At 67.9% G+C, this 25,886-nt stretch carries 23 protein-coding genes; 18 read left to right on the top strand and 5 right to left on the bottom strand.

What is annotated here, in order from left to right; genetic code table 11:
• The first annotated feature begins 306 nt into the window (after positions 1-306).
• The 7 genes from FZ029_RS26265 (at position 307) to FZ029_RS26235 (ending at position 9,311) form a co-directional block, all read left to right on the top strand.
• The gene (locus FZ029_RS26265; RefSeq protein ID WP_188052058.1) at positions 307-1,038 is read left to right on the top strand and encodes a FadR/GntR family transcriptional regulator; all 732 of its coding nucleotides are present in this window, start codon (positions 307-309) and stop codon (positions 1,036-1,038) included.
• 315 nt (positions 1,039-1,353) lie between these two features.
• On the top strand, positions 1,354-2,265 hold the full coding sequence (gene kdgD / locus FZ029_RS26260) for a 5-dehydro-4-deoxyglucarate dehydratase (protein WP_149272622.1): 912 nt from the start codon (positions 1,354-1,356) through the stop codon (positions 2,263-2,265).
• A gap of 163 nt (positions 2,266-2,428) precedes the next feature.
• Entirely contained in the window at positions 2,429-3,835 is a 1,407-nt protein-coding gene (locus FZ029_RS26255) for an MFS transporter (protein ID WP_149272621.1), read from the top strand.
• Between the two features lie 69 nt (positions 3,836-3,904).
• Positions 3,905-4,975, top strand: coding sequence for a mannonate dehydratase (locus tag FZ029_RS26250; protein WP_149272620.1), 1,071 nt, complete (start codon positions 3,905-3,907; stop codon positions 4,973-4,975).
• Between the two features lie 41 nt (positions 4,976-5,016).
• Positions 5,017-6,354, top strand: coding sequence for a glucarate dehydratase (gudD, locus tag FZ029_RS26245; protein ID WP_149272619.1), 1,338 nt, complete (start codon positions 5,017-5,019; stop codon positions 6,352-6,354).
• Between the two features lie 239 nt (positions 6,355-6,593).
• Entirely contained in the window at positions 6,594-8,117 is a 1,524-nt protein-coding gene (garD, locus tag FZ029_RS26240; protein WP_149272618.1) for a galactarate dehydratase, read from the top strand.
• 93 nt (positions 8,118-8,210) lie between these two features.
• Positions 8,211-9,311 carry a lactonase family protein gene (locus FZ029_RS26235; RefSeq protein WP_149272617.1) on the top strand — a complete coding sequence of 367 codons (1,101 nt, stop codon included), beginning with the start codon at positions 8,211-8,213 and terminating at the stop codon, positions 9,309-9,311.
• A 30-nt stretch (positions 9,312-9,341) separates the two neighbouring features.
• On the opposite strand, the gene FZ029_RS26230 is transcribed toward FZ029_RS26235, so the two are convergent.
• Positions 9,342-11,036 carry a cache domain-containing protein gene (locus FZ029_RS26230; RefSeq protein ID WP_149272616.1) on the bottom strand — a complete coding sequence of 565 codons (1,695 nt, stop codon included), beginning with the start codon at positions 11,034-11,036 and terminating at the stop codon, positions 9,342-9,344.
• Between the two features lie 215 nt (positions 11,037-11,251).
• On the opposite strand from FZ029_RS26230, the gene FZ029_RS26225 reads away from it, so the two are divergent.
• Positions 11,252-11,584, top strand: a complete 333-nt coding sequence (locus FZ029_RS26225; RefSeq protein WP_149272615.1) for a DUF6364 family protein — start codon at positions 11,252-11,254, stop codon at positions 11,582-11,584.
• Positions 11,581-12,177 carry a hypothetical protein gene (locus FZ029_RS26220; protein WP_149272614.1) on the top strand — a complete coding sequence of 199 codons (597 nt, stop codon included), beginning with the start codon at positions 11,581-11,583 and terminating at the stop codon, positions 12,175-12,177. Before FZ029_RS26225 ends, FZ029_RS26220 begins: the two co-directional genes overlap by 4 nt.
• A gap of 31 nt (positions 12,178-12,208) precedes the next feature.
• Here the strand turns inward: FZ029_RS26220 and FZ029_RS26215 are convergent, their stop codons facing one another.
• Positions 12,209-13,141, bottom strand: a complete 933-nt coding sequence (locus FZ029_RS26215; RefSeq protein WP_149272613.1) for a LysR family transcriptional regulator — start codon at positions 13,139-13,141, stop codon at positions 12,209-12,211.
• A 310-nt stretch (positions 13,142-13,451) separates the two neighbouring features.
• Here FZ029_RS26215 and FZ029_RS26210 point away from each other — a divergent pair, with 310 nt between their 5' ends.
• The 3 genes from FZ029_RS26210 to FZ029_RS26200 are packed head-to-tail and all read left to right on the top strand — an operon-like array spanning position 13,452 to position 16,504.
• Positions 13,452-14,801 carry a citrate:proton symporter gene (locus tag FZ029_RS26210; RefSeq protein ID WP_149272612.1) on the top strand — a complete coding sequence of 450 codons (1,350 nt, stop codon included), beginning with the start codon at positions 13,452-13,454 and terminating at the stop codon, positions 14,799-14,801.
• Between the two features lie 34 nt (positions 14,802-14,835).
• A complete protein-coding gene (locus FZ029_RS26205) occupies positions 14,836-16,179 on the top strand; it encodes an acyclic terpene utilization AtuA family protein (RefSeq protein WP_149272611.1) in 1,344 nt (447 codons plus the stop codon).
• A 1-nt stretch (position 16,180) separates the two neighbouring features.
• Complete coding sequence (locus FZ029_RS26200; protein WP_149272610.1) at positions 16,181-16,504, top strand: hypothetical protein; 324 nt, start codon at positions 16,181-16,183, stop codon at positions 16,502-16,504.
• A 23-nt stretch (positions 16,505-16,527) separates the two neighbouring features.
• Here FZ029_RS26200 and FZ029_RS26195 read toward each other — a convergent pair whose 3' ends face one another.
• Positions 16,528-17,415, bottom strand: coding sequence for an EamA family transporter (locus FZ029_RS26195; RefSeq protein WP_149272609.1), 888 nt, complete (start codon positions 17,413-17,415; stop codon positions 16,528-16,530).
• Positions 17,416-17,524: 109 nt separating this feature from the next.
• On the opposite strand from FZ029_RS26195, the gene FZ029_RS26190 reads away from it, so the two are divergent.
• Positions 17,525-18,010, top strand: a complete 486-nt coding sequence (locus tag FZ029_RS26190) for an Lrp/AsnC family transcriptional regulator (RefSeq protein WP_149272608.1) — start codon at positions 17,525-17,527, stop codon at positions 18,008-18,010.
• 12 nt (positions 18,011-18,022) lie between these two features.
• Here the strand turns inward: FZ029_RS26190 and FZ029_RS26185 are convergent, their stop codons facing one another.
• Positions 18,023-19,123, bottom strand: a complete 1,101-nt coding sequence (locus FZ029_RS26185) for a hypothetical protein (RefSeq protein WP_149272607.1) — start codon at positions 19,121-19,123, stop codon at positions 18,023-18,025.
• Positions 19,124-19,311: 188 nt separating this feature from the next.
• On the opposite strand from FZ029_RS26185, the gene FZ029_RS26180 reads away from it, so the two are divergent.
• Positions 19,312-20,298: an aldo/keto reductase gene (locus FZ029_RS26180; RefSeq protein ID WP_149272606.1), complete on the top strand. Its 987-nt coding sequence runs from the start codon at positions 19,312-19,314 to the stop codon at positions 20,296-20,298.
• Positions 20,299-20,304: 6 nt separating this feature from the next.
• Here FZ029_RS26180 and FZ029_RS26175 read toward each other — a convergent pair whose 3' ends face one another.
• Positions 20,305-21,279 (bottom strand): MBL fold metallo-hydrolase, encoded by a 975-nt coding sequence (locus FZ029_RS26175; protein ID WP_149272605.1) that lies wholly within the window; start codon positions 21,277-21,279, stop codon positions 20,305-20,307.
• Between the two features lie 129 nt (positions 21,280-21,408).
• On the opposite strand from FZ029_RS26175, the gene FZ029_RS26170 reads away from it, so the two are divergent.
• From FZ029_RS26170 to FZ029_RS26155, 4 genes are all read left to right on the top strand, one after another.
• Positions 21,409-22,611, top strand: coding sequence for an AAA family ATPase (locus FZ029_RS26170; protein WP_149272604.1), 1,203 nt, complete (start codon positions 21,409-21,411; stop codon positions 22,609-22,611).
• A 124-nt stretch (positions 22,612-22,735) separates the two neighbouring features.
• Positions 22,736-23,839, top strand: coding sequence for a putative sulfate exporter family transporter (locus FZ029_RS26165; RefSeq protein ID WP_149272603.1), 1,104 nt, complete (start codon positions 22,736-22,738; stop codon positions 23,837-23,839).
• A gap of 210 nt (positions 23,840-24,049) precedes the next feature.
• Positions 24,050-24,412, top strand: coding sequence for an HPF/RaiA family ribosome-associated protein (locus FZ029_RS26160; protein WP_149272602.1), 363 nt, complete (start codon positions 24,050-24,052; stop codon positions 24,410-24,412).
• 298 nt (positions 24,413-24,710) lie between these two features.
• Positions 24,711-25,664, top strand: a complete 954-nt coding sequence (locus tag FZ029_RS26155) for an AraC family transcriptional regulator (RefSeq protein WP_149272601.1) — start codon at positions 24,711-24,713, stop codon at positions 25,662-25,664.
• Positions 25,665-25,886: the final 222 nt, after the last annotated feature.

Genomic DNA, 25,886 nt, shown 5'->3' with positions numbered 1-25,886 from the left:
ACCCGCCCTGGCCGCCGCGGTGGGCGCTGGCGCCGATCAGCATCTCGCCGGTGATGGTCATGTGGGGTCTCCTTTTTTGGGCGGGGCAATCGCCGCTGCAGCCTCGGTTCATCTGCTGGGCATGCCATCTATCATGTCATCACTCATCATACAAGCACGCAGCGGTCTATCCGCCCATCCGCGCCGGGATCCCCCTGCCACCCTGGCTTGCTTGTCTATTGTCGTATAGGTTTTGTGGGTGTTAACTCTCCGGGTGGCATGGTGACGGACGTCCGTTCCGGAGCCTTAGGTTGGGTGAGGATGGTGATGACAGCGCGCAGGCGCCGGGATCCGCTGGCGAAGCAACTGGTGGATGCCCTGGCCGAACGGATTTCCAGCGGACAGTTCAAGAGCGGCGACCGGCTGCCGAGCGAACAGGATCTGATCGACGAATTCGGCGTCAGCCGCACCGTGGTGCGCGAGGCCATCGCCAATCTGAAGGCGGTCGGCATGGTCTCCACCCGGCAGGGGCTGGGGGCCTTCGTCCTGCGCGACGCCGCGATCCTGCCTTTCCGCATCGAGGAATCGTCGCTGGAGGCGGTGAACGAGGCGATTTCGGTGCTGGAGGTCCGCATCAGCCTGGAATCGGAAGCGGCCTATCTCGCCGCCATCCGCCGCGACGACAGCCAGCTGGCCCGCATGCGCGAGGCGCTGGACACCATGACCGCGGCGGTGGAGGCGGGCGAGGACGCCATCGACGCCGATCTGGCCTTTCACAGCGCCATCGCTGCGGCGACCGGAAACAAGCATTTCCTGGCCCTGTTCTCCTATCTCGGATCGCTGCTGATCCCGCGCGCCCGCGTGCGCTACGGCCATCTGGAGGGCGATTCGCGCCGGCAATATCTGCGGCGGATCAACGACGAGCACCAGACCATCTATTCGGCCATCGAACGCCAGGACCCGGAAGGCGCCCGCGCCGCCATCCGCCTGCACCTGAACGGCAGTCGCGACCGGCTGCGCGCCGGCGGCGACTTCAAGGCGGCCGCCGCCGCGGGCTGAACGCCGGGTCAAGTTCGGCCCTGAAAAACGCAAAAGGGACGCCGCCGCACCGCCGGCCGCGTCCCTTTTGCTTTGCCGGGCGGGCTTTCGCCGCTTGCCGATTGGTGGGAAGGCTGATTGCCTTGGCGCGCATCAAACCACTTGTATGATGACTGATATGATGCTAATCGTCCTGTCATCGGACGCCGCCGGTGTCGAACGGATCGCCGCAAGCGCGGCCCGAACCGCCGGCCGGAAACAGCCGCCCCAAACCACCATCGGTCCGCAGTTTCGCCTCTGCGGACAGTCTCCACCGTCTTTCCAAGGATGCCCCCGATGGAACCGCAAGCCCTGAAGGCCGTCGTCAGCGAAGGTCTTCTGTCGTTCCCGCTGACCGATTTCACCGCCGACGGCACCTTCGAGCCGGGCGGCTATGCCCGCCGTCTGGAATGGCTGAAGCCCTATGGCGCATCCGCCCTGTTCGCCGCCGGCGGCACGGGGGAGCTGTTCTCCCTGACCCCGGACGAGCACAAGAGCATCGTCGCGCTGGCCGTCGAGGTCTGCGGCAAGGATGTGCCGATCATCGCTGGCGTCGGCTATTCCACCCGCATCGCGATCGAGATGGCGCAGGCCGCCGAGAAGTCCGGCGCCGCCGGCATCCTGGTGCTGCCGCACTATCTGACCGAAGCCGACCAGGAGGGCGTCGCCGCCCATGTCGAGGCGATCTGCAAGTCGGTCGGCATCGGCGTCATCATCTACAACCGCGCCACCTGCAAGCTGGGCGCCGACCTGCTGGCCCGGCTGGCGGAGCGCTGCCCCAACCTGATCGGCTTCAAGGACGGGCTGGGCGACATCGAGATGATGACGACCATCCGCCGCCGGATGGGCGACCGCTTCAGCTATCTGGGCGGCCTGCCGACCGCCGAGGTCTATGCCGCCGCCTACCGCGCCATCGGCGTGCCGGTCTATTCGTCGGCCGTCTTCAACTTCATCCCGCGCACCGCGATGGAGTTCTACCGCGCGGTCGCGTCGGGCGACACGGCGACCACCGACCGGCTGCTCGACCAGTTCTTCCTGCCCTATCTGGCGATCCGCAACCGAAAGGCCGGCTATGCCGTCAGCATCGTCAAGGCGGGCGCCGCCATCGTCGGCCGTCCTGCCGGCCCGGTGCGCGCGCCGCTGACCGACTGCACGCCGGCCGAGGTCGAGGAGCTGCGCGCCCTGATCGAGGCGCTGGGTCCCCAGTAACTCCAGTAAGCCACGGCAACACGCCATCGCCGGTCGGGCAGGCGCCGGGCTTCAGTCCCCGACGCCGGACACAAGGTGCAGCCAATGACGCCGGTCCCGTCGAACGGGTCCGGGAACGGACTGCCGCGCCTGCCCGCCCTCATGCCTTGAGGGAGGAAATTCCATGACATACGAGAGCACTGCCGAGAGCACCGCCGGGAACACCGCCGCCAACCGGACGTCCGGCCCGGCCGCCTTTTCCGCCGCGGCGGCAACAGCGAAGCGGACCAACGTCCGCTATCTCATCCTCGCGATGCTGTTCCTGGTCACGGTCATCAATTACGCCGACCGCGCCACCCTGTCGATCACCGGCCCGGTGATCTCGAAGGAGTTGGGGATCAGCGCGGCGGAGATGGGCTTCATCTTCTCCGCCTTCGGCTGGGCCTATGTGCTGGGCCAGTTGCCGGGCGGCTGGCTGCTCGACCGCTTCGGGTCGAAGGTGGTCTATGGGCTGAGCATCTTCACCTGGTCGGTCTTCACCCTGATGCAGGGCACCATCGGCTTCCTCGCCGGCGGGGCCGCGGTCATGATGCTGTTCGCCCTGCGCTTCGCCGTCGGCTTCGCCGAGGCGCCGTCCTTCCCCGGCAACAGCCGCGTGGTGGCGGCATGGTTCCCGGGCAACGAGCGCGCCACCGCGTCGGCCGTCTTCAACTCCGCCCAGTATTTCGCGACGGTCATCTTCGCGCCGCTGATGGGCTGGCTGACCCATTCCTTCGGCTGGCACTGGGTGTTCGGCGTCATGGGCGGGCTGGGCATCGTCATGGCCGGCGTATGGATGAAAACCGTCTACGCCCCCAAGGACCATCCCCGCATCAACCAGGCCGAACTGGACTACATCGCCGCCGGCGGCGGTCTGGTCAACATGGACGACGGCAGGAAGGCGGCGGCGTCCGCCGGGCAGAGCGGCGCGAAATGGGATTACATCCGCCAGCTCTTCGCCAGCCGCATGATGGTCGGCATCTTCCTCGGCCAGTTCTGCATCAACGCGATCACCTATTTCTTCATCACTTGGTTCCCGGTCTATCTGGTCCAGGCGCGCGGCATGTCGATCCTGAACGCCGGCTTCATCGCCTCCATCCCGGCGATCTGCGGCTTCGCCGGCGGCATCCTGGGCGGCGTGATGTCGGATGCCATGCTGCGCCGGGGCTATTCCCTGACCGCGGCCCGCAAGACGCCGATCGTGCTGGGCATGCTGATGTCGATGGCGATGATCGCCTGCAACTACACCGACCTGCAGTGGATCATCGTGTCGCTGATGGCGCTGGCCTTCTTCGGCAAGGGCATCGGTGCGCTGGGCTGGGCCGTCATGTCGGACTGCGCGCCGAAGGAGATCACCGGCCTCAGCGGCGGCGTGTTCAACATGTGCGGCAACATCTCGTCGATCACCACGCCGATCATCATCGGCTACATCATCCAGACCACCGGCTCCTTCAACGGCGCGCTGGTCTTCGTCGGCGCCAACGCCCTGATCGCGGCGGTCAGCTATCTCGTCATCGTCGGCGAGATCAAGCGGATGGAACTGAGGACATAACGGCCGGCGGGGCGGGTTCCCGCCCCTCGGTACGGTTCGCGTCGAACGGTTTGGCAGAGGGTCTTTCCCATGTATATCGGCGAACAGCTCATCAACCCCACCGACAAGCGCCTGCGCCTGTCCGCCCAACTCGGCGCCAGGGGCATCGTCATCGACAGCCGGCCGAACGCGCCGGTGATGGCCGACGACGATGTGGAGGCGGGACTGTGGGACGGCCGCAAGGTCGCCGCCCAGCGCAAGTGGGTGGAGGGCCATGGCCTGACGCTGGACTGCCTGGCGCTGGACGTCGGCTCCATCCTGCTCGACAGCCTGCGGGCGCCGGACAAGGCCGCGGCGACGGCGGAGCGGTTGCGCCACAACATCCGCGCCGCGGCGGACGGCGGTGTCGACACGGTGAAATACACGGTCGCCATGGTCGGCATCACCCGCACCGGCGAGGTGGAGGGGCGCGGCGGCATGCGCTGCTCGACCTTCAAGGCCGACGAGTACCGGGCGGAGAACGACGCCCGCTTTTCCTACTGGGGCACCGTGCTGCCGGACGACGAGGATGCGCGTGCCGGCGGCGCTGCCGAAACCTGCGGGCAGGTGATGGCCAGCGAGGCCGGCGGCGTCAGCGAGGCCGACGGCTGGCGCGCCATCGAATATCTGGTGGAGGCGATCCTGCCGACCGCCGAGAAGGCCGGCGTGAAGCTGGCCTGCCATCCGCATGACCCGGCCTATCCGCCGGGTGGCCTGAACGGCGTGCACCATGTGCTGGGCTCGCTGGAGGGCTTGCGCCGCTTCGTCAATCTGGCGCCGGAAAGCAAGTCGCTCGGCTTCAACTTCTGCCAGGGCACCATCGCCGAGATGTCGCGCAACCCGACGGAAACGGTGCTGGAGGCGATCCGCGAGTTCGGCCCGCAGAACCGCATCTTCATGGTCCATTTCCGCAACATCAAGGGCGGCTACCTCGACTTCCGAGAGGCGATGCCGGACGAAGGGTCGGTCGACATGGCGGCCTGCATCCGCGCCTACCGCGAGGTCGGATACCGGGGGATTCTCTGCCCCGACCATGTGCCCTTCTCCGAGGTCGATCCGGATCGCGAGCGGTTCTTCGCCTTCGCGCTCGGCTATACCCAGGCGCTGCTGCAGGCCGCCTGATACGCTTTTCCCCGCATTTCCCGTTTTCGAGACCACGCATCATGGCCACTCACATGTCCTCGCCCAAAGTCACCGAAATGCTGGTCGTGCCGGTCGCCGGTCAGGACAGCATGCTGCTGAACCTGTCGGGCGCCCATGCGCCCTACTTCACCCGCAACGTGGTGATCCTGAAGGACAGCGCCGGCCACACCGGCGTCGGCGAGGTGCCGGGCGGCGAGAAGATCCGCCAGACGCTGGAGGATGCCCGCGCCTTGGTGGTCGGCCAGCCGATCGGCGCCTGGAACAACATCCTCAACAGCGTGCGCCGCGGCTTCGCCGACCGCGATTCCGGCGGGCGCGGCCTGCAGACCTTCGATCTGCGCATCACCATCCATGCGGTGACCGCGCTGGAGGCGGCGCTGCTCGATCTGCTGGGCCAGTTCCTGGAGGTGCCGGTCGCCGCCCTGCTGGGCGAGGGGCAGCAGCGCGACGCGGTGGAGATGCTGGGCTACCTGTTCTATGTCGGCGACCGCAACAAGACCGATCTGGCCTACCGGGCGGAGACGGACGCCAAGGATGATTGGTTCCACTTGCGCAACGAGGTGGCGTTGACCCCCGACGCGGTGGTCCGGCTGGCCGAGGCCGCCCATCACCGCTACGGCTTCAACGACTTCAAGCTGAAGGGCGGCGTGCTGCGCGGCGAGGAGGAGATCGAGGCGGTGACGGCGCTGGCCCACCGCTTCCCTCAGGCCCGCGTCACGCTGGACCCCAACGGTGCGTGGTCGCTGGATGAGGCGATCCGGCTTTGCAAAGGCAAGGGCGACGTGCTGGCCTATGCCGAGGATCCCTGCGGCGCCGAGCAGGGCTATTCCGGCCGCGAGGTGATGGCGGAGTTCCGCCGCGCCACCGGCCTGCCGACCGCCACCAACATGATCGCCACCGACTGGCGCCAGATGGGGCATGCCATCCAGCTGCAATCGGTCGACATCCCGCTGGCCGACCCGCATTTCTGGACCATGCAAGGGTCCGTCCGCGTCGCCCAGATGTGCCATGAATGGGGGCTGACCTGGGGATCGCACTCCAACAACCATTTCGACATTTCGCTGGCGATGTTCACCCATGTCGCCGCCGCCGCCCCCGGCCGCATCACCGCCATCGACACCCACTGGATCTGGCAGGACGGCCAGCGCCTGACCAAGGAGCCGTTCCGCATCGAGGGCGGGCTGGTGGCCGTGCCGCAGAAGCCGGGGCTGGGCGTCGAGATCGACATGGACGAGCTGGCGAAGGCGCACGACCTCTACAAGCGGCATGGGCTGGGCGCGCGGGACGACGCCACGGCGATGCAGTATCTGATCCCCGGCTGGACATTCGACAACAAGCGGCCGTGTCTGGTGCGGTGAGGTCGTAAGGGCGCACGGCGCCGGACGACACTCCCTCTCCCGCCCCGGGAGAGTGAAGGGGCCCATGGCATCGCCATGGGAAGGGTGAGGGGTGGTGCAAGGAACCATGCGGTTCGGGATGCTTGCCTTACCCCTCACCCTCCCCACGCCTTGCGGCGCGGGTCCCCTCCCTCTCCCGGGACGGGAGAGGGCGTTTGAATTGCGAACTCCAATCCATCCCGACATAGTCAGGGCAAGCCATGACACAGAAGCCTCTCTACATCCTGGTCCATCCCGAGGACAACGTCGCCATCGTGGTGAATTCCGGCGGGCTGCCGCCGGGGACGGAGTTCGAGTGCGGGCTGGTCCTGACCGACTTCATGCCGCAGGGCCATAAGGTGGCGCTGGCCGATCTGGACGAGGGGGCGTCGATCGTCCGCTACGGGCAGGTGATCGGCACCGCCGCCCGGCCGATCCGCCGCGGCGCCTGGATCGAGGAATCGCTGGTCCGCCTGCCGGACGCGCCGGAGCTGGACACGCTGCCGCTGGCGACCGCCGTGCCGCCCGACGCCCCGGCGCTCGACGGCTATACGTTCGAGGGCTACCGCAATCCTGATGGGACGGTCGGCACCAAGAATGTGCTGGGCATCAGCATCAGCGTGCAATGCGTGGCCGGGGTGATGGATTTCGCCATCGACCGCATCAAGAAGGAACTGCTGCCCAAATACCCCAACGTCGACGACGTGGTTGCGCTGAACCACACCTATGGCTGCGGCGTGGCGATCAACGCGCCGGGGGCGGTGGTGCCGATCCGCACCCTGCAGAACCTCGCCCGCAACCCCAACCTGGGCGGCGCGGTGATGGTGGTCGGTCTGGGCTGCGAGAAGCTCCAGCCGGAACGGCTGCTGCCGGCCGGGGTGGAGCCGAGCATCGTCACGCTGCAGGACGAACGGCACCAGGGCTTCGGCGACATGGTCGCCTCCATCCTGGAGATGGCCGACCGCCGGCTGGCCCAGTTGAACGAGCGGCGGCGCGAGACCTGCCCGGCGTCGGACCTCGTCGTCGGGCTGCAATGCGGCGGCAGCGACGCCTTTTCCGGCGTAACCGCCAACCCGGCGGTGGGCTATGCCGCCGATCTGCTGGTGCGGGCGGGGGCGACCGTCATGTTCTCCGAAGTGACGGAGGTGCGCGACGCGATCCATCTGCTGACCCCCCGCGCCATCGACGAGCAGACCGGCCGCGCGCTGATCCGCGAGATGCGCTGGTACGACGATTACCTTCAGGTCGGGTCGGCCGACCGCAGCGCCAACCCGACCCCCGGCAACAAGAAGGGCGGCCTCGCCAACGTGGTGGAAAAGGCGCTGGGGTCCATCGCCAAGTCGGGCACCAGCCCGATCGTCGGCGTGCTGTCGCCGGGCGAGCGGGCGACGCGCAAGGGGCTGCTCTATGCCGCCACGCCGGCCAGCGACTTCATCTGCGGCACGCTGCAGTTGGCATCGGGCTGCAACATCGAGGTGTTCACCACCGGCCGCGGCACGCCCTATGGCCTTGCCATGGCGCCGGTCATCAAGGTGGCGACGCGGACGGAACTGGCATCGCGCTGGCATGACCTGATCGACGTCGACGCCGGCCGCATCGCCACCGGCGAGGCCAGCATCGAGGATGTGGGCTGGGAACTGTTCCGCCTGATCCTGGAGGTGGCGAGCGGCAGCAAGCAGACCTGGGCCGACCATTGGGGCCTGCGCAACGCGCTGACCCTGTTCAACCCGGCGCCGGTCACCTGATTGGCGACAGAATCTTAAAACCCCCCTGCCGCGGAGATGACCGGAGCAACCGGCGCCCGCGGCGAGCGGACATCCACACACGGGGAGGAAATCATGGGACGCCGCTACGGCATCGCGCTGGCGATGCTGCTGTCTTCCGCTGCCTTCATCGCAGCGGTGCCGGCGCAAGCCGACAGTTTCGCATATGTGTCGAACGCCGCCAGCAACGACATCAGCGTCTTCCGGCTGGACGGCAACACAGGTGCCATGACCCCGATGGGGACGGTGCCCTTCGTCGGGGTGGACAAGCCCGGCTCCTCCACCCCCCTGGCGGTCAGCCCGGACCGGCGCTTCCTCTATGCCGGCGTGCGCTCGCAGCCCTATCAGGTGCAGGTCTTCGCCCTCGACGCGGCGACCGGAACGCTGAGCCACCTGGGCAGCGGTCCGCTGGCCGACAGCATGGCGAACATCGTCACCGACCGCAGCGGCAGATATCTGCTGAGCGCGTCCTATGGCGGCGACAAGGTGGCGGTGAACCCGATCGGGCCGGACGGCAAGGTGGGCGCGCCGCAGCAGGTGGTCGCGACCGGCAAGAACGCTCATTCGATCCAGCCGTCGCCCGACAACCGCTTCGCCTTCGCCAACAATCTGGGGTCCGACCGGCTGGTGCAGTTCCGTTTCGACGCGGCCACCGGAAAGTTGAGCGAGAACGACCCGCCGTCGGTGGCGCTGCCGCCGAAGTCCGGGCCGCGCCACATCGTCTTCCATCCCGACGCCCGCCATCTCTATCTGGTGGACGAGTTGGACGCCGCCGTCGCCGTGTTCGCCTATGACCCGGCGACCGGCACGCTGACGGAGAGGCAGCGCCTGCCCTCGCTGCCGGCCGATTTCAAAGGCGAACCCTGGGCGGCGGACATCCATGTGACGCCGGACGGCCGGTTCCTCTACATCTCCGAACGGCGGACCAGCACGATCCGCTCCTTCCGGATCGACCCGGAAAGCGGCCTGCTGACCCCGCTCGGCAGCGTGGCGACGGAGACGCAGCCGCGCGGCTTCAACATTGACCCATCCGGCCGTTTCCTGGCGGCGGTGGGCGAGAAGTCCGACAACATGACCGTCTACCGCATCGACGGCGGCAGCGGCGCGCTGACCACGCTGGCCCGCTATCCGACCGGCAAGCAGCCGAACTGGGTGGAGTTCGTTGCCGTAAAGTGAGGCGGCGCTGCCGCCTCGGTGAGGGGCCGGTCAGCCGGCCCGCACCTGGGTCAGGAAGCGGGTGACCTCGTCGCGCAGGCTGTCGGTCTGCACCGAAAGCTGCCGGACATTCTCCAGCACCTCGTAGGCGACCTTGCCGCTGCGTCCGGCGGCACTGTTCACGCCGCCGATGCTGGAGGAAACCTCGTGGCTTCCCTGGGCGGCCTGCTGGATGTTGCGGCTGATCTCGCGGGTCGCCGCCCCCTGCTGTTCCACCGCCGACGCGATGGAGGTGGCGACGTCGTTGACCCGGCCGATGACCTGCGCCACGCCCTTGATCTCCTGAACCGCCCGCCCGGTCTCGGTCTGGATGCCGGCGACCTGGGCGGCGATTTCCTCGGTGGCCCTGGCGGTCTGGGTGGCGAGCGCCTTGACCTCCTGCGCCACCACGGCGAAGCCCTTGCCGGCCTCGCCTGCGCGGGCGGCCTCGATGGTGGCGTTCAGGGCCAGCAGGTTGGTCTGGCTGGCGATAGAGTTGATCAACTCCACCACCGCGCCGATCCGCTCCACCGCGCCGGCCAGCCCCTCGACCTTGCCATTGGCACGCTCGGCGCTTTCGACCGCTTCGCGGGCGATTTCGGCCGACTCGCCGACCTGCCGGCTGATCTCGTTGATCGAACTGGTCAGTTCCTCCGTCGCCGCGGCGACGGTCTGGACATTGGCCGAGGTCTGCTCGGTCGCCGTGGCGACGGCGCCGGCCAGCGTGCCGGTCTCGTCGGCGGCGCGCGTCATGTCCTGGGCGCGCCGTTCGATGCCGTCCGCCTCGCTGGCCACGTCGTGGATCAGGTTGCCGACGGTCTGCTCGAAATGGCTGGCGAGCGCCGCCATCGCCTCCCGCTTCTCGGCCGCGGCCCGCTCCGCCTGTTCGGCCTGGCTCGCCTCCAGGCTGGCCTTGGCGAGCGCGTTCTCCCTGAACACCTGAAGCGCCTGCGCCATGCCGCCGATTTCGTTGCGGCGGGCCGCTTCCGGGAAGGTGACGCCGAGGTCGCCGGCGGCGAGCGCGGTCATCTTGTCCCGCAACCGGTGCAGCGAGCGCACGATGTCGCGGTTGACCAGGAACCCGATCAGCACCAGCGCGACGATCAACGCGGCGGTGGCGGTGCCCGTCCGGCGCAGGAAGTCGTAATAGGCGGCGTCGATGTCGTCGGTATAGACGCCGGAGCCGACGATCAGCCCCAGCGGCTGGTAACGCTTCACATAGTTGGTCTTCAGCAGAGGGACGTCCGACCCCAGCTTCGGCCAGACATAATGGATGATGGCGTTGTCTTGGCGGCGGAGCGTTTCGACGATCTCGCGGACGAAGAACTTGCCGGCCTTGTCCTGAAGCCCGATGCGGTCGGTGCCGACCGCCTTGTGGTTGGAGGGGTTGGCGACGGCGATGCCGTTGAGATCGTAGGCGAAGAGATAGTCGGCGCCGTCATGGTAGGACATCGCATGCACCGCGTTGCGGAAGCGCGCCAACGCCTCCTCGCGGGGCAGGGTTCCCGCCTCGACCTCGGCATTCAACCCCTTGGCCATGCCGACCGCCAGTTCCACCGCGGAGCGGATGGTATCGATGCGGTCGTCGACCATGCGCTGGTGGGTGAAGCTGCTGCTGATGGCGATCACGACGGCCGGGGCCAGAATGGACAGGGCGACCAGGGCGGTCAGCTTTGCTCGGATCGTCAGATTTTCCAGGATTTTCATGGGGACCTTCGTGTCGCGCGCATCAGGGGGCGGCAACTGATATACTACGAAAGAGGGGGTAGCTGAAATCGGATTGGCTGATTTCAGTAATAAAATAACACTATCGAGTTAAAAAATTATTTCCCCTGTTCGCTTTCGACGCGCGGCCGGCATCCGGCACGGAATTGACGCCGTGAATGACGCTCACATATATATGTGGATCGCGGAGGTGCGACATGCTGAGGAACACGACGCTCAACCTGCCGGATGAACTCGTAGCGCGGGCCAAGGCGTATGCCGCTGCCCATGGGACGACGATGACCGCCATCATCCGGGAGCACTTGGAGGCGGTGACTTCTGATGGTGCCGCCCCGGTCACGGACGATCCGTTGCTGGCCTATTCGCAGGGGCGCCTGGCGCGGAACGAGGCCATCCGGCTTCTCGGGCTGCGCGACTATGCCGGGTTGCTGGTGGCGCTCGGGGATGCCGACCTGCCGATGCCGCTGCCGCCGCCCCATGATGTCGAGAACCAGGCCGTCACCTTCGCCAAACTCTGGAAACAGTCGTGAAGCGCTGCACCGTCATCATTCCCGATGCGGGGCCGTTCAACAGCCTTTGGGTAGCCGACCGGTTGGATCTGCTGCTGGCGCTCGACATGCGGCTGGTCGTGGTCGATGCGGTCTATGACGAACTGACCAGCGACCTGTCCTATCCCAAGGACCGGGCCGTGAAGGCGTTTATCGACGGCAACCAACCACCGTTCGTCATCGAGAGCACGGAGATCGGCGAACAGGAGCGCAAAAAGCGGCGCAGCGGAAAGAAGCTCAAGAAGAATGCGGGCGAACTCGCCATTGTCGACTTCATGTCGTCGGACGATGGCCTGCGTAAGTATGTCAGCGTTGGCGAACCGGTGGCCATACTGTTCGAGGATGCTGGAATCCGCGTCTTCAACAAGCCGCCGAACCTCCACCTGCTTTCCACTGTTGGACTGCTGCGGGGCCTGGAACGGGTCGGCGTCATTCCGTCGGCGGACGCCATCATTCATGAGATGACCCATCCGTCGAAGCCGGATCGGCGCCCTGCGGACACGCGCGTCTTCACCGACCTCCCGGACGGTGTCGATGACCCGGCGGCCATCGGCAGCAGTTGGGTTCCGTCATAGCCGTTCACGACGCCGGATTCTTCCCCCCACGTTACCGTTTCGCAGCACTCTCCATGCTGGAGAAGTGGGCCAGCGTCGGGCCGGCGACCTCCCGCAGCAGCAGGGCGAAGCGTTCCGCCGCCGGCGACAGCGACCGGCCGGCCTTGCGGATGAAGCCGATCCGTCGCACCAGACCGGCGGCGCGGATCGGTTCGACGACGATGCCGTCGCAGGAGGCGGCGTCGACGGCGGATTCCGGCAGCACCGAGACGCCCAGCCCGGCCCGCACCATCCCGACCGCCGTGGACATGTAGTTCGCTTCGCAGGACAGGCTGATTTCCAGCCCATCCTTTTCAAGCGCGCGTTCGACCAGCGACCGCACGCTGGTGCCGCGCGCCGTCAGGATCAGCGGATAGGCGACGATGTCCTTCAGCAGCAGCGGGCGCCGCCCGTTCAGCGGATGGTCGGCGGGGAAGAAGGCGCACATCCGGTCGCAGAGGAAATCGATCACCTCGACGTCGCGATCCGGGCCGACCCGGCTGCCGATGCCGAAATCGACCTCCTCCGCCTTGACCAGCTGGATGATCCGCTCGGCGACGACGTCGCTGACCTTCACGTCGATGTTCGGGTGATCGGCGGCGAAGCGGCGGATCGCGATCGGCAGCAGGCCGGCGGCCACCGACGGCAGGGTGGCGACCGACACAGACCCGCGCCGCAGCCCGGCCAGATCGTGGCTGACGCTCATCACCGCATCCAGTTCCGCCAGCACCCGCTGAAGGGCCGGCAGCAGGTCCCGCCCGGCCTGGGTCAGCACGACGTGGCGCTTGTTCCGGTCGAACAGCCGTACGCCCAAACTCTCTTCAAGCTGGCGGATCTGCACGGTCAGCGCCGGTTGCGACACGTTGACCTCCGCCGCCGCCTTCGTGAAGCTGCCGAGGCGGGCGACGGCGACGAACGCCTTGATGTGTCTCACGCCCTGGAGCATGGCGCACCTCTTATAATCAAAACGGATTTCGGTGATACAACAAATTCATTTCTCTAATCTGATTGAGGGTCCGTACAGTGTCAATCAAGGACGCCGGCTCGGCGCGATCCGTCAAAAAGGCGTGGCGTTGACTATGCCATGCCGCCTGCCGGCGGGTGAAAAGAGCAAGTTTTAGGGAAATTCCCTCCGCGGTGTTACTCGGAGAGCGGCGCCGGCTGTCCGCAGTCGGCAGCCCTGTTTCTTCGTGCGCGGCGGAAGGATCGCGAAAACCGAATAGAACAACAATAACAACGGTGATAGAGGAGGTCACATGCTCGCACTACTCGGCTTGGCCACCATCGTCGTTCTGCTGACGGCGATCATGACGAACCGGATGTCGCCCCTGGTCGCGCTGATCGCCGTGCCGATCGTCGCGGCGCTGGCGGGCGGCTTCGGTCTTGAAACCAGCAAGTTCATCATCGCCGGCATCCGCTCCATCGCGCCGACCGCCGGCATGTTCGTGTTCGCCATCATCTTCTTCGGCGTCGTCACCGATGCCGGCATGATGGATCCGATCATCGACCGCATCCTGCGCCTGGTCGGCACGCGGCCGGCGCGCATCACCGTCGGCACCACCCTGCTGGCGCTGCTGATCCATCTCGACGGGTCGGGCGCGGTCTGCTTCCTCATCACCATTCCGGCAATGCTGCCGCTCTATGACCGGCTGGGCATGGACAAGCGCATCCTGGCGCTGTGCGTGTCGATGGCGGCGGGCGTCAACTTCCTGCCCTGGACCGGGCCGATGATCCGGTCGGCCGCCGCGCTGAAGGTGCCGGTGACCGACATCTTCAACCCGCTGATCGCGGTGCAGGGCGTCGGCCTGCTGTTCATCTTCACCGTCGCCTTCCTGCTGGGCAAGCGTGAGGAGCGGCGTCTCGGCCTGTCGTCCGGACGGCTCGCGGCGGGAGAGGCGCGGTCGGTCGGCGCCATGGGCGTGGACGGCGGAGTTGCCGCCGGATCGGCCCCGCGTGTGCTGACGCCGGAGCAGCTCCAGATCCGCCGGCCGAAGCTGTTCTGGGTCAATCTGATCCTCACGCTTGCGATCATGGCAGTGATGATCGAGGGGGCGGTCGACCCGGTGGTGATGTTCATGATCGGCACCGTGCTGGCGCTGATGATCAACTACCCCGACGTCAAGATGCAGAAGGACCGCGTCGACGCTCATGCCAAGGCGGCGCTGATGATGGCGAGCATCCTGCTGGCGGCCGGCGTCTTCACCGGCATCATGAGCGGGACCAAGATGCTGAGCGCCATGGCGCAGTCTGCCGTCGCCTTCGTCCCGCCCGACATGGCGCAGCATGTGCCCTTCGCGCTGGGCATCCTGTCGATGCCGCTGAGCCTGCTGTTCGATCCGGACTCTTATTACTTCGGCATGATGCCGGTGATCGCCGAGGTCTATAAGACGCTGGGCGGCGACCCGATCCAGATCGCCCAGGCGTCGGTGCTCGGCCAGATGACGGTCGGCTTCCCGGTCAGCCCGCTGACCCCCGCCACCTTCCTCGTCGTCGGCCTGTGCGGCATCGGGCTGGGCGAGCACCAGAAATTCTCGATCCCCTACCTGTTCGCCGCCTCGGTGGTCATGACCATCGCCGCGGCCGTCCTGGGGGTCATCCCGTTCTAACGCGGTTCAAGGGAGCCGCAGACAGGAGCACGTCATGAAAACCATCCGCATCGGATCGGGCGCCGGCTATTCGGGCGACCGCATCGAGCCGGCCGTGGAACTGGCCGAAAAGGGTGACATCCAATATCTCGTCTTCGAATGCCTGGCGGAGCGCACCATCGCCATCGCCCAGGGCGCCAAGCTGAAGGATCCTTCGCAGGGCTATGACCCGCTGCTGGCCGAACGCATGCTGGCGGTGCTGCGGCCCTGCCATGACAAGGGCATCCGCATCATCACCAACATGGGGGCGGCCAACCCGGCCGCCGCCGCGGCTAGGGTGCGGGACATCGCCCGCTCGCTCGGTCTCGGCGGGCTGAAGATCGCCGCGGTGTCGGGCGACGACGTGCTGGAGACGCTGAAGTCCGGCGGCCACCGCATCGAGGAAACCGGCGCGCCGGTCGCGGCGATGGCCGACAGGCTGGTCTCGGCCAACGCCTATCTCGGCGCGGCAGCCATCGTCGAGGTGCTGAAGGCCGGGGCCGACATCGTCATCACCGGCCGCGTCGCCGACCCGGCCCTGTTCCTCGCCCCGCAGATCTTCGAGTTCGGCTGGTCGATGGAGGATTGGGACCGTCTGGGCAAGGGGACGGTGGTCGGGCATCTGCTTGAATGCGCCGGGCAGATCACCGGCGGCTATTTCGCCGATCCGGGCGTGAAGGACGTGGCCGGACTGGCCCGGCTCGGCTTCCCAATCGCCGAGGTGACTGAGGATGGAGGCGCCGTCATCACCAAGGTGGCGGGCTCCGGTGGTGCCGTGACCACCGCCACCTGCAAGGAACAGCTGCTCTACGAAATCCACGACCCCGCCGCCTATCTGACGCCGGACGTGGTGGCCGACTTCTCGCGGGTGCGCTTCGTGCAGGAGGGGCCAGACCGGGTGCGGGTGTCCGGCGCCACCGGGCGGCGGCGGCCGGACACGCTGAAGGTCTCGGTCGGCTATGTCGACAGCTTCATCGGCGAGGGGCAGATCTCCTACGCTGGTCCCGGCGCCCTGGCGCGCGGCCGGCTGGCGCTGGAGATCGTGCGCGAGCGGCTGGCGTTGACCGGCGTCGAGGCGACGGAGCTGCGCTTCGACCTGATCGGCGTCGATTCCATCCATGGTGACGCGCTGTCCACCGCCGATGGGCGGGAGCCTTATGAGGTGCGGGTCCGCGTGGTCGGCCGCACCGGCAGCCTGAAGGAGGCGCAGCGCATCGGCAACGAGGTCGAAACCCTCTACACCAACGGCCCGGCCAGCGGCGGCGGCGCGACCAAATCGGCAAAGGACGTGGTCGCGATGCTGTCGGCCCTGCTGCCCCGCGAGTTGGCGAAGCCCGCCATCGAGTTCATGGAGGCCTGAGATGAAACTCCGCGACATTGCCCATTCCCGCACCGGCGACAAGGGCGACATCTCCAACATCTCCGTCATCGCCTTCGACGAGGCGGACTATCCGCTGATCGAGGCCCATGTCACCGCCAACCGCGTGAAGGAGTTGTTCCACGAGACCGTCCATGGCGAGGTGGTGCGTTACACGATCCCCAGCATCGGCGCGCTGAACTTCGTGATGCGGAACGCGCTGGGCGGCGGCGTGACCCGCTCGCTGGCGCTCGACGCCCATGGCAAGTGCCTGGCGTCGGCGCTGCTCGACCTTGAGGTTCCCGACCGGCCCGGCCGGGTGGCCTGACCGCCGACGGGTGGCGCGCCCGTTCAGCGCCGGCCCTTGGCCAGCGCGCTGCCGGCCGAGGCGCACATGATGCAGGCGATGGCGGCCCACTGCACGGCGCTCAGCCGTTCGCCGAGCATCAGGAAGCCGATCAGCGCCGCCACGGCGGGGGAGGCGCCGACGGCGAGGCCGAAGACGTGGCTGGGCAGGCGGCGCAGCGCCATCATCTCCAGCAGGTACGGCACCATGCTGGACAGCACCGCCACGGCCAAGCCGGTGAGCAGCACCGCAGTGACCAGCAGACCGGCGCCGGCATGGGCGATCCCGAGCGGGACGGTGAAGCTGGCGGCGACCAGCATGCCCCAGGCCACCGCCTGCCCGCCCGGCAGCGCCGAGGCGCGCTTGCCGAAGACGATGTAGAGCGCCCAGCAGAAGGCCGCCGCCGCCGCGTAGGCAATGCCGACGGGGTTCAGCGCAGCGGACGCTTCCCGCAATGGCAGCAGCAGGATGAGGCCCACGGCGGCGCAGGCGATCCACAGGAAATCCTTCAGGCGGCGGGATCCCAACAGGGCCACCGCGAGCGGCCCGGTCACCTCGATGGCGATGGCGATACCGATGGGGATCAGTTCCATCGCCCGGTAGATCGACAGGTTCATCGCCCCCAGCGTGGCGCCATAGACCAGCAGATTGCCCAGATCCGCCCGTCCCGGCAGGCGGCGCCAGGGCCGCAGGAACGCCAGCAGCATCAGCGCCGACAGCCCGACGCGCAGGCCGGTCACCCCCTCCGCGCCCACCAGCGGGAACAGCGACTTGGCCGAGGCCGCCCCGACATATTGCGACAGCAGCGACGCCAGCAGAAGCAGCAGCGGCAGCACCGCCGGCTCTGCCTGCGCGGCGGTTGCGGTTGTGGTGTCGATGGATGCGTTCGCCACGTGCCCGGCTCCCGGCAGAGGATGGTCAGGCGAAAAGATACTGTGACGGATGGGCGCCGGGCGCTTAAGTTTCGGGAGTTAGACGCACTGTTCTTTCGCGAAAGCCGCCATGCGCTCAACGATCGCTCGCCCGCCGGATCTGCTCGACGACCAGGACCGCGCGATCCTGCGCATCCTGCAGCGCGACAACAAGACCTCGCAGCGCGAGATCGGCGAGGCGGTCCATCTCTCCGCTCCGGCGGTGCAGCGCCGCATCGCCCGGATGGAGGCGGCCGGAATCATCCGCCGCAACGTGGCGGTGGTCGATCCGGCCGCGGTCGGGCAGGGGGTTACGGTGGTGGTGGAGGTCCAGACGGTCAACGACCGCTCGCCCACCATCGCCGCCGCCAAGCGCCTGTTCCGCGAAGCGCCGGAGGTGCAGCAGTGCTATTTCATCACCGGCAAGGCCAGCTTCGTCCTGATCCTGCTGGTCCCGGATATGGCGAGCTACGAGGTGCTGTCGCGCCGCCTGTTCGCCGACAACGAACTGGTGCAGTCCTTCCAGACGATGGTCGTGCTGGATCCGGTGAAGGTGACGCTGGAGGTGGATCTGTAGGGTGGCTGGCTTTCAGTCCGGCCAGTCCTCGTATCCCCAATCCTCGGCATCCGGGTCGGCGGTGCCCAGCGGGGCCACCGTGGCTCCGGCGTCGAGCGCTGCGGCCAGCCAGGGTTCGACGCTGGTCACCGGTGAGGTGCGGCACCAGCGCCGCCGCCGCCCGTCCCAGCGGCAATGGCCCTGGCGCTTCATCTCTTCGCGCAAGTCCCAAGCGGGAATGGCGGGGAAGCGCAGTTCCAGGCCGCGCTCGTTCTGGGCGATCTCCACGATCTCTCCGGCGGTGGTGGTGTGGGTCAGGCCGTCTTCCAGGACTTGGCGCAAGGCCGACGCGCGCTCCTCGCGGACGCGCGCTTCCGCCTCGCGCTGACGGCGGCGGTCGGCCATGGCGTCGGCGATCCAGTCCGGCGGCTCCTCCAGCACGCGGAAACCGGCGCCGCCGCGCGGGCCGGGAGCCTCTTCCAGCAGCCCCTCGCGCAGCAGGTCGGCAAGCAGGGACTTCAGCCGGTCGCGGTCGGACGGGATGCCGGGCTGGCGGTTGGCCGCGGCGTCGGCGACGGTGAAGCGGTCGCCGGCCGCCCAGCCCTCGTAAATCGCGGCGGCCAGGGCGTGCAACTCGGCGACACGGCTTTTCTGGTCGATCAGATGAGCGGCGACGATGGGATTCGGCGGCAGATCGACACGCCCGGCGAGGCCGCAGGTCCGGCACTGCCAGGCGGTGGGATCGGCCAGAAGCACATGGGGGTCACAGCGGCGCTTGCGGCAATGCTCCTCGCTGCCCGGTTCCGGCAGGCCGCGCCCGCTGTCCAGCAAAGTGCGGATGGCGTCGAGCGGGGTGTCGGCGACGATGCGCAGCCGGTCCAGAATGTCGGCGGGCAGCCAGACCTCCGTGCCGCCACTGTCGTCCGCGGCTGCGAAGCGGTTTTTCAGGGCGCGGCGCCGGGCGGGCGTCAGCAGGGCAAGGACCCGTTCGGCGGTGTAGCTCTCGTCGAACATGTCGGCGAGCAGCGCCTCCAGATCGCCGAGCATTGCCGGGGGCGCCAGCGCGCTTTCGTCCCCGGCGGCGAGGATGCGGCGGGCCTCGCCGAGGATTTCCGTGCTGTCATCCGCTCCCATCGCCGCTCCCATCGCCATCCGCGCCCTGGTCCCCGTCCGTTCCGCGTAGCAAGCTGGGTATGCCGGAAATGCCCGTCAAGCGCCGGCTGGACCGTCGGCAGTGGCCATATGGAGCGGGAACGGCCCGGCGAAGCGCGGTGTTGACCGGCTGCAACGATCAGGCGTCAGAGACTGAAAGGTATTCCCCAATGTCGAACCGCACGCATTTCGCCCCGCCCGGCCCGCTCGGCTTCGGCGGCGCGCCCCTGGGCAACATGTTCGAGGAGGTGTCGGACGAGACGGCCGAGGCCACGCTCGACGCCGCCTGGGACGCCGGCATCCGCTATTTCGACACCGCTCCCGAATATGGCCCCGGCATTTCGGAGCATCGTTTCGGCCATGTCCTGCGCAACCGGTCGCGCGACGAGTTCGTGCTGTCGACCAAGGTCGGCCGCCTGCTGCGCGCCGATTCCAGCAAGGGCGGCCGGCATGGTCCCTTCGTCAAGGGCCTGCCGTTCCGTGTCGATTACGACTACACCGCCGACGGCGTGCGGCGCTCCATCGAGGACAGTCTGCAGCGTCTGGGCATGGCACGCGTCGATATCGCCTATATCCACGACTGCGCCGAGGACGCGCATGGCGACCGCTGGCTGGAGGTCTTCGACACCGCCATGAAGGGCGCCGCCGTCGCGCTGACCCAACTGCGGGAGGAGGGGGTGATCCGCGCCTGGGGCCTTGGCGTCAACCGGGTGGAGCCCTGCGTGATGGCGCTGGATCGGGCGGACCCGGACGTCTTCCTGCTGGCCGGGCGCTACAGCCTCTTGAACCAGCCGGCGCTGGACGAGCTTTTCCCGCGCTGCGGCGAGCGCGGCGTGCATGTGGTGGTCGGCGGCCCCTACAATTCCGGCCTGATCGCCGGGGGCAAGACCTTCGAGTATCAGGAGGCCTCGTCCGACAAGGTGGCGGCACGCGACCGGCTGGCGGAGATCGCCAAGCGCCACGGCGTCGATCTGCGAGCCGCCGCCCTGCAGTTCTGCGCCGCGCATCCGGTCGTCGCCTCGGTCATTCCCGGCACCAAGAACCCGGCGCGGGTGCAGGAGAACGTGGACCTGATGGGCCAGCCGATCCCCGCCGATTTCTGGCGGGAGCTGAAGGCGTTCGGCGTCCTGCCGGGACAGGCGCCGACGCCGGCGTGAGGATCCTCAGCCCTCCACCACGGTTCCGGGATGGCCGGCTTCGAAGCGGGCGGGGGTGATGCCGTGGGCGGCCAGCGCCGTGCGCAACAACTGCGGCGGCTCCTCCCGCGCCTCGTCGGTCAGGGAGAAGGTGCCCCAATGGATGCCGACTGCCTTCTTCGCCCCGACGTCCAGCATGATCCGCACCGCCTCGTCCGGGTCGCAATGCTGGGCGGACATGAACCAGCGCGGGTCATAGGCGCCGATGGGGATGAGGGCCAGATCGCAGGCCCCCAGCCGCTCGCCGATGGCGCGGAAGGCCGCGCCGGTGCCGTAGCCGGTGTCGCCGGCGAAATAGACCGAGCCGGCCGGGGTGCGCAGGACGAAGCCGCCCCACAGCGCCATCCGGCGGTCGCGCCCGGTGCGCGACGACCAGTGGTTGGCCGGCACGATGTGGACCTCCGCTTGCCCTCCAAGGTCGAACCGGCTCCACCAGTCGCCCGCTGCCGTCCGCACGTCCGGGATGTGCTTGCGCAGGATGGTGTCGTTGCCGAGCGGCGTGACCATCAGCGGCGCGTCGCGCCGGTGCAGGCGTTTCAGCGTCGCCAAATCCAGATGGTCGTAATGATTGTGCGACAACAGCACCGCGTCGATCTTCGGCAGGTCGTGGAAGCGGATGGCCGGCGCCGTCACCCGCTTCGGCCCGGCGAAGCGGACCGGGCTGGCGCGGTCGGACCAGACCGGATCGGTCAGGACGTTCAGGCCCGCACCCTGGATCAGGGTCGTCACATGCCCGACCACCGTCACGCGCAGCCCATCGACGTGTCGGGCCGGCATCACCGGCGCGACCGGCACCTGCCGGGGCCATTTGGCCGCCTTCCGCCCCCATTGCCAGCGGAGCAACTGGCGGAGGCTGCGGTCGGTCTCCGGCTCGCCCGGATTGAAGAAGCGCAGCCCGTCGAAATTCGACGTGGCGGGACCCTGCCAATAGGGATTACGCATGCGCATCGGTTCCTCTGCAACCATGGTCCCGGAGGAGATGGTGTCGCCGCGGCGAAGTTCTATGGACCAGCGGCGGGCGGTCAGGCTACTGTGCCGTCTTCATTCATGGTTTGATCCCGGTTCGATCCAATGCAGTCCGACACCCCGACCGACGAGCAGCATCGCGCCATCCAGGCGATCGACGCCTGGTACAAGGACGACGGCGCCCAGCAGGTCTTCTGGCTGGCCGGGGAGGCCGGGACCGGCAAGACCAAGACCACCGCCTTCGTGCTGGAGCATCTGCTGGAGCGCCGCCGGCTGACCGATTACGTGGTGGGCGCCCCAACCGGCAAGGCGGCCCAGGTTCTGCGCCAGAAGGGGATCGAGGGGGCGGCGACCCTGCATTCGCTGCTCTACGCCCCGCGCAAGGACGGCGACACCGGCGAGCTGTTCTTCGCCCGCCGCAGCGACGGTCCGGTGGCCGACGCCGACCTGATCGTCTGCGACGAGGGGTCGATGATCGGCGACGATCTGGCGCGCGACCTGATGCGCACCGGCAAGAAGATCCTGGTCATCGCCGACGACTACCAGCTGCCGCCTGTCTCCGGCCAGGGGCTGTTCACCAGCGGCGAGCCCGATTTCCGCCTGACCGAGCCGCACCGCACCGCCCGCGAAAGCCCGGTGATCCGGCTGGCCCACCTGCTGCGCCGGCAGGAGATGCCGCGGCGCTTCGGATCGGTCGGCAAGGTGCATGTCCTGCCGCTGGAGAACCGCACCCAGTCGCTGGTGATGCGGACCTCGGCGCAGGCGATCTGCGGCACCCACCGCGTCCGCACCACCTATACCAAGCGGATGCGCAAGCTGCTGGGCCACGACTCGGTGATGCCGCAGGCGGGGGAGCGGGTCATCTGCCGGCGCAACCAGAAGGACGAGGGACTCTACAACGGCATGATCGGCGCGCTGACCCGTCCGGCCGCCGAGGCGCAGGGCCGCGAGGCCGGCCTGTGGTCGCTGGGCGTGCAGATGGAGGACGAGGTGCGGTCGCGCGGCAAGCTGATCGTCCATCCCTGGATGTTCCAGGCCCATTACACCGACGGCATGGTGCAGCCGCGGGTGGGCAAGGACATCCAGCTTTATGACTGGGCGTGGCTGATCACCTGTCATGCCTCGCAGGGGTCGGAATTCCCGTCGGTCACGGTGGTCGACGATTCGGCCGCCTTCCGGGAGCACCGCTGGCGCTGGCTCTACACCGCCGTCACCCGCTCGCGCGAGGAACTGGTGCTTCTGCTGCGCAACGCCGACCTTGGCGGGCCGTGGCAGGTTCCCGAGTTCGACGACTGCCTGCCGGACTGAATCAATAAACCCAACTTATCGAACGCATCACTTCTTTGCGTTGGATGTGATCGGACGTGGTCTCCATATTTTACGTGTCGGGACGGTATTTTCCGCTCCCGACCGCTTCCGGAGACTTCTTCCCATGGTTCGTGAAACCGCTGCACCGGCAAGGGCGGTGCCGGGACGCCCCGTGCTTTCCCGCGTCGGCGGCCTTCTGCCCGGTCTTGCCCTGTGCGTCGCCGTCACCGTCCTGGCCTTCGCCGCGGCATCGGCGGAAGTGGCGCTGTTCGGTCAGGCCTGGATCGAGGCGCTGGTCCTGGCGATCCTGATCGGCACCGTGATCCGCACCGCCTGGACGCCGTCCGCGCGCTGGCATCCCGGCATCGGCTTTTCCGCCAAGATCCTGCTGGAAGTGGCGGTCGTCCTGCTTGGCGCATCGGTCAGCGCCGCCACCATCCTGTCGGCGGGGCCGGCCCTTCTGCTGGGCATCGCGGCGGTGGTGGCGATGGCGCTGCTGGCCGGCTTCGGCATCGGGCGGCTGCTCGGCCTGCCGGTGCGCATGGCGGTGCTGGTGGCCTGCGGCAACGCCATCTGCGGCAATTCGGCCATCGCCGCGGTGGCGCCGGTGATCGACGCGCACAGCGACGACGTCGCCGCCGCCATCGCCTTCACCGCCGTGCTGGGTGTCGCCGTCGTGCTCGGCCTGCCGCTGCTCGGCATCGGGCTGCAGCTGAGCGGGGTGCAGTATGGCGCGCTGGCCGGGCTGACCGTCTATGCCGTGCCGCAGGTGATCGCCGCCGCCACGCCTCTGGGCGCCACCGCGGTGCAGGTCGGAACGCTGGTGAAGCTGGTGCGGGTGCTGATGCTGGGGCCGGTCTGTCTGCTGCTGTCGCTGCTGGCTCCCCGGCTGGGCGGGGAGGGGGCAGGGGGCGATACCGGCACCGTCACGGCGGAGCGTCCGCGCCGGGCCTATCCGCCCGTCCACCATCTGGTGCCGTGGTTCATCCAGGGCTTCCTGGCGATGATCGTCCTGCGCTCGCTGGGGTTCATTCCCCCGGCCGCCCTGCCGGCGATGGAGCATGCGGCGACCCTGCTGACCGTGGTGTCGATGGCGGCGCTGGGGCTGGGGGTCGATGTGCGGACGGTGGCGCGGGCCGGAGGCCGGGTCACCGCGGCGGTCGTCCTCTCGCTGCTGGTGCTGGGTGGCATCAGCCTGACGCTGATCCGGCTGATCGGGCTGGCCTGAGTTCGTCCCGGCTCCAAAACGGGCGGGAGTCTACATCCGGCAACCAGGGAGCGCATTGATACAGATTAATGCAGGATTCCGGCGCTGTGCGATCCTGAGATCACCAACCCCTCCCGCCGGCCCCGACATTTCGGGCGGCCGGCGGGGCGGGTCCCGCGGGGGAGGCGCCTTGCAGGCGCCGCACCCCCGCGCAGAACAAGGAGTATGGTCATGCGTCAACCGGTGCAGATCGCCTTCCGCAACATCGACCCCTCTCCCGCCCTGGAGCATCTGATCCGCGAACATGCCGACAAGCTCGACCGCTTCTTCGGGGGCATCATGGCAAAGCGCGTGGTCTTCGAGGTGCCGCACCGCCACCAGCATCAGGGCAAGCATTACACCGTCCAGGTCGCCCTGACCGTTCCCGGAGACGAGCTGGTCGTGCACAGCGACAAGTCCGGCAGCCATGCTCACGAGAGCGCCGATGCCGCCATCCGCGACGCCTTCGACGCCGCCCGCCGCTCGCTGGAACGCTTCGCCGAAAAGCAGCGTGGCGAGGTTAAATCCCACGCGGCCGACGCCGCCCTGTCGTAAGCGGCCCGGCCGCTGGCCGTCCACTCCCGATCCATTCCGCGCCACGCCCGTCCGTCCATCCCGGACGGGCGCGGCGTTTTTGGTTTCGCTAATTTAGTTATAGTGTTACGGAAATTCTGCGTCGAACATTCAGAACCTAAACCAAGGTATAGGGTGGTTCGACCTAAACACTGCCGTGCTTAATCTGCGTCTAGTGGTTCGCGGCCTATTGTCGCGTTTACCCTGTGTGGGCAAGTCGGGCGGGCGGTCTTCCGGAAGACGGAGACGCCGGGCCGCAAGCAAACGCACGGAGACGCACATGGCCTCGGCCCATCAGACCAATCTGCATCTGCACTATGTTCCGACGCCGGACGAGCCGGAGGTGCTGGTCGTCGGATCGGGCGGCGGCACGGTCGGGGTTTCGCGCATCCGCTGCGCGTCCGGCGGTGTCGGCCATTTCAGCCCGGCATCGGAAGATGCGTTCCTGGTCAGCCATCATCTCTCCAACTTCCAGTCCGACATCTGGGTCGACGGACGGCTGGTGGACAAGCCCGCCGACATCACCGGGCTGACCTCGATCCACGACTACCGCCGCAAGATCGACTGCCACATGCACACGGCCTTCGACACGCTGGCCTTCCATCTGCCCCGTGCGGCGTTGGAAAGTGCCTGTTCCGAGTCCCGCGGCGGGCGTCTGGCCGACCTCTCGATCCCGCCCAGCACCCCGATGAACGATCCGACGGTCCGGGCGCTGGCATCGGCCATCCTGCCGACGCTGGAGTTTCCGGAGCGGATCAGCCTCCTGTATCTGGACCATGTCTGCTCGGCGCTGGCGACCCACATCGTCACCGCCTATGGCCGGGTGAGCGAGCCCAAGCCGGGCGGGACGCTGGCGCCCTGGCAGGAACGGCGGGTGAAGGAGATGATCGCCGCCAACCTGGACGGCGACATCCGGCTGGCCGACCTTGCCGCCGAATGCCGGCTGTCGGTGGGGCATTTCGTCCGCGCCTTCCGTCGCACCGCCAACACCACGCCCTACCAATGGTTGCTGCACCGGCGGATCGACCATGCCAAGACCCTGATGCGGGACGGGTCGCAGACGCTGGCCGATGTGGCGCTGGCCTGCGGGTTTGCCGACCAGAGCCACTTCACCCGCACCTTCAGCCGGCTGGTCGGCATTTCGCCGCGCAGCTGGCGGCGACGCAACGTGGGGGCAGACACGCCGATGCCGGTGGGCCGACCGCCCTGCGCGCCTGCCGAACTTTCCTTTTGATAGAGCGAAATTATTCTCTCCCGCTGTGGCTGGGCTATTCCACTTGGTGATAAACGCCCTCTCCCGCCCCGGGAGAGGGAGGGGCCCCACGAAGTGGGGAGGGTGAGGGGGAATCCAAGTATAATGAACCGCATGGCTTCTTGGATCACCCCTCACCCTTCCCACCGCTGCGCGGCGGGCCCCTTCCCTCTCCCGGGGCGGGAGAGGGAGATTCTGCCGATG

It is taken from the genome of Azospirillum sp. Sh1 (assembly GCF_008365135.1).
GTDB classification, from domain to species: Bacteria; Pseudomonadota; Alphaproteobacteria; order Azospirillales; family Azospirillaceae; genus Azospirillum; species Azospirillum oryzae.
Note: the sequence above shows the minus strand (reverse complement) of the source record. Positions and strands in the feature narration are given on the sequence as shown.

Coding starts and splice junctions, on each gene's coding strand:
- FZ029_RS26265 (WP_188052058.1), top strand. CDS start 307: ATGACAGCGCGCAGGCGCCGGGATCCGCTGGCGAAGCAACTGGTGGAT.
- kdgD (WP_149272622.1), top strand. CDS start 1,354: ATGGAACCGCAAGCCCTGAAGGCCGTCGTCAGCGAAGGTCTTCTGTCG.
- FZ029_RS26255 (WP_149272621.1), top strand. CDS start 2,429: ATGACATACGAGAGCACTGCCGAGAGCACCGCCGGGAACACCGCCGCC.
- FZ029_RS26250 (WP_149272620.1), top strand. CDS start 3,905: ATGTATATCGGCGAACAGCTCATCAACCCCACCGACAAGCGCCTGCGC.
- gudD (WP_149272619.1), top strand. CDS start 5,017: ATGGCCACTCACATGTCCTCGCCCAAAGTCACCGAAATGCTGGTCGTG.
- garD (WP_149272618.1), top strand. CDS start 6,594: ATGACACAGAAGCCTCTCTACATCCTGGTCCATCCCGAGGACAACGTC.
- FZ029_RS26235 (WP_149272617.1), top strand. CDS start 8,211: ATGGGACGCCGCTACGGCATCGCGCTGGCGATGCTGCTGTCTTCCGCT.
- FZ029_RS26230 (WP_149272616.1), bottom strand. CDS start 11,036: ATGAAAATCCTGGAAAATCTGACGATCCGAGCAAAGCTGACCGCCCTG.
- FZ029_RS26225 (WP_149272615.1), top strand. CDS start 11,252: ATGCTGAGGAACACGACGCTCAACCTGCCGGATGAACTCGTAGCGCGG.
- FZ029_RS26215 (WP_149272613.1), bottom strand. CDS start 13,141: ATGCTCCAGGGCGTGAGACACATCAAGGCGTTCGTCGCCGTCGCCCGC.
- FZ029_RS26210 (WP_149272612.1), top strand. CDS start 13,452: ATGCTCGCACTACTCGGCTTGGCCACCATCGTCGTTCTGCTGACGGCG.
- FZ029_RS26205 (WP_149272611.1), top strand. CDS start 14,836: ATGAAAACCATCCGCATCGGATCGGGCGCCGGCTATTCGGGCGACCGC.
- FZ029_RS26200 (WP_149272610.1), top strand. CDS start 16,181: ATGAAACTCCGCGACATTGCCCATTCCCGCACCGGCGACAAGGGCGAC.
- FZ029_RS26190 (WP_149272608.1), top strand. CDS start 17,525: ATGCGCTCAACGATCGCTCGCCCGCCGGATCTGCTCGACGACCAGGAC.
- FZ029_RS26185 (WP_149272607.1), bottom strand. CDS start 19,123: ATGGGAGCGGATGACAGCACGGAAATCCTCGGCGAGGCCCGCCGCATC.
- FZ029_RS26180 (WP_149272606.1), top strand. CDS start 19,312: ATGTCGAACCGCACGCATTTCGCCCCGCCCGGCCCGCTCGGCTTCGGC.
- FZ029_RS26175 (WP_149272605.1), bottom strand. CDS start 21,279: ATGCGTAATCCCTATTGGCAGGGTCCCGCCACGTCGAATTTCGACGGG.
- FZ029_RS26170 (WP_149272604.1), top strand. CDS start 21,409: ATGCAGTCCGACACCCCGACCGACGAGCAGCATCGCGCCATCCAGGCG.
- FZ029_RS26165 (WP_149272603.1), top strand. CDS start 22,736: ATGGTTCGTGAAACCGCTGCACCGGCAAGGGCGGTGCCGGGACGCCCC.
- FZ029_RS26160 (WP_149272602.1), top strand. CDS start 24,050: ATGCGTCAACCGGTGCAGATCGCCTTCCGCAACATCGACCCCTCTCCC.
- FZ029_RS26155 (WP_149272601.1), top strand. CDS start 24,711: ATGGCCTCGGCCCATCAGACCAATCTGCATCTGCACTATGTTCCGACG.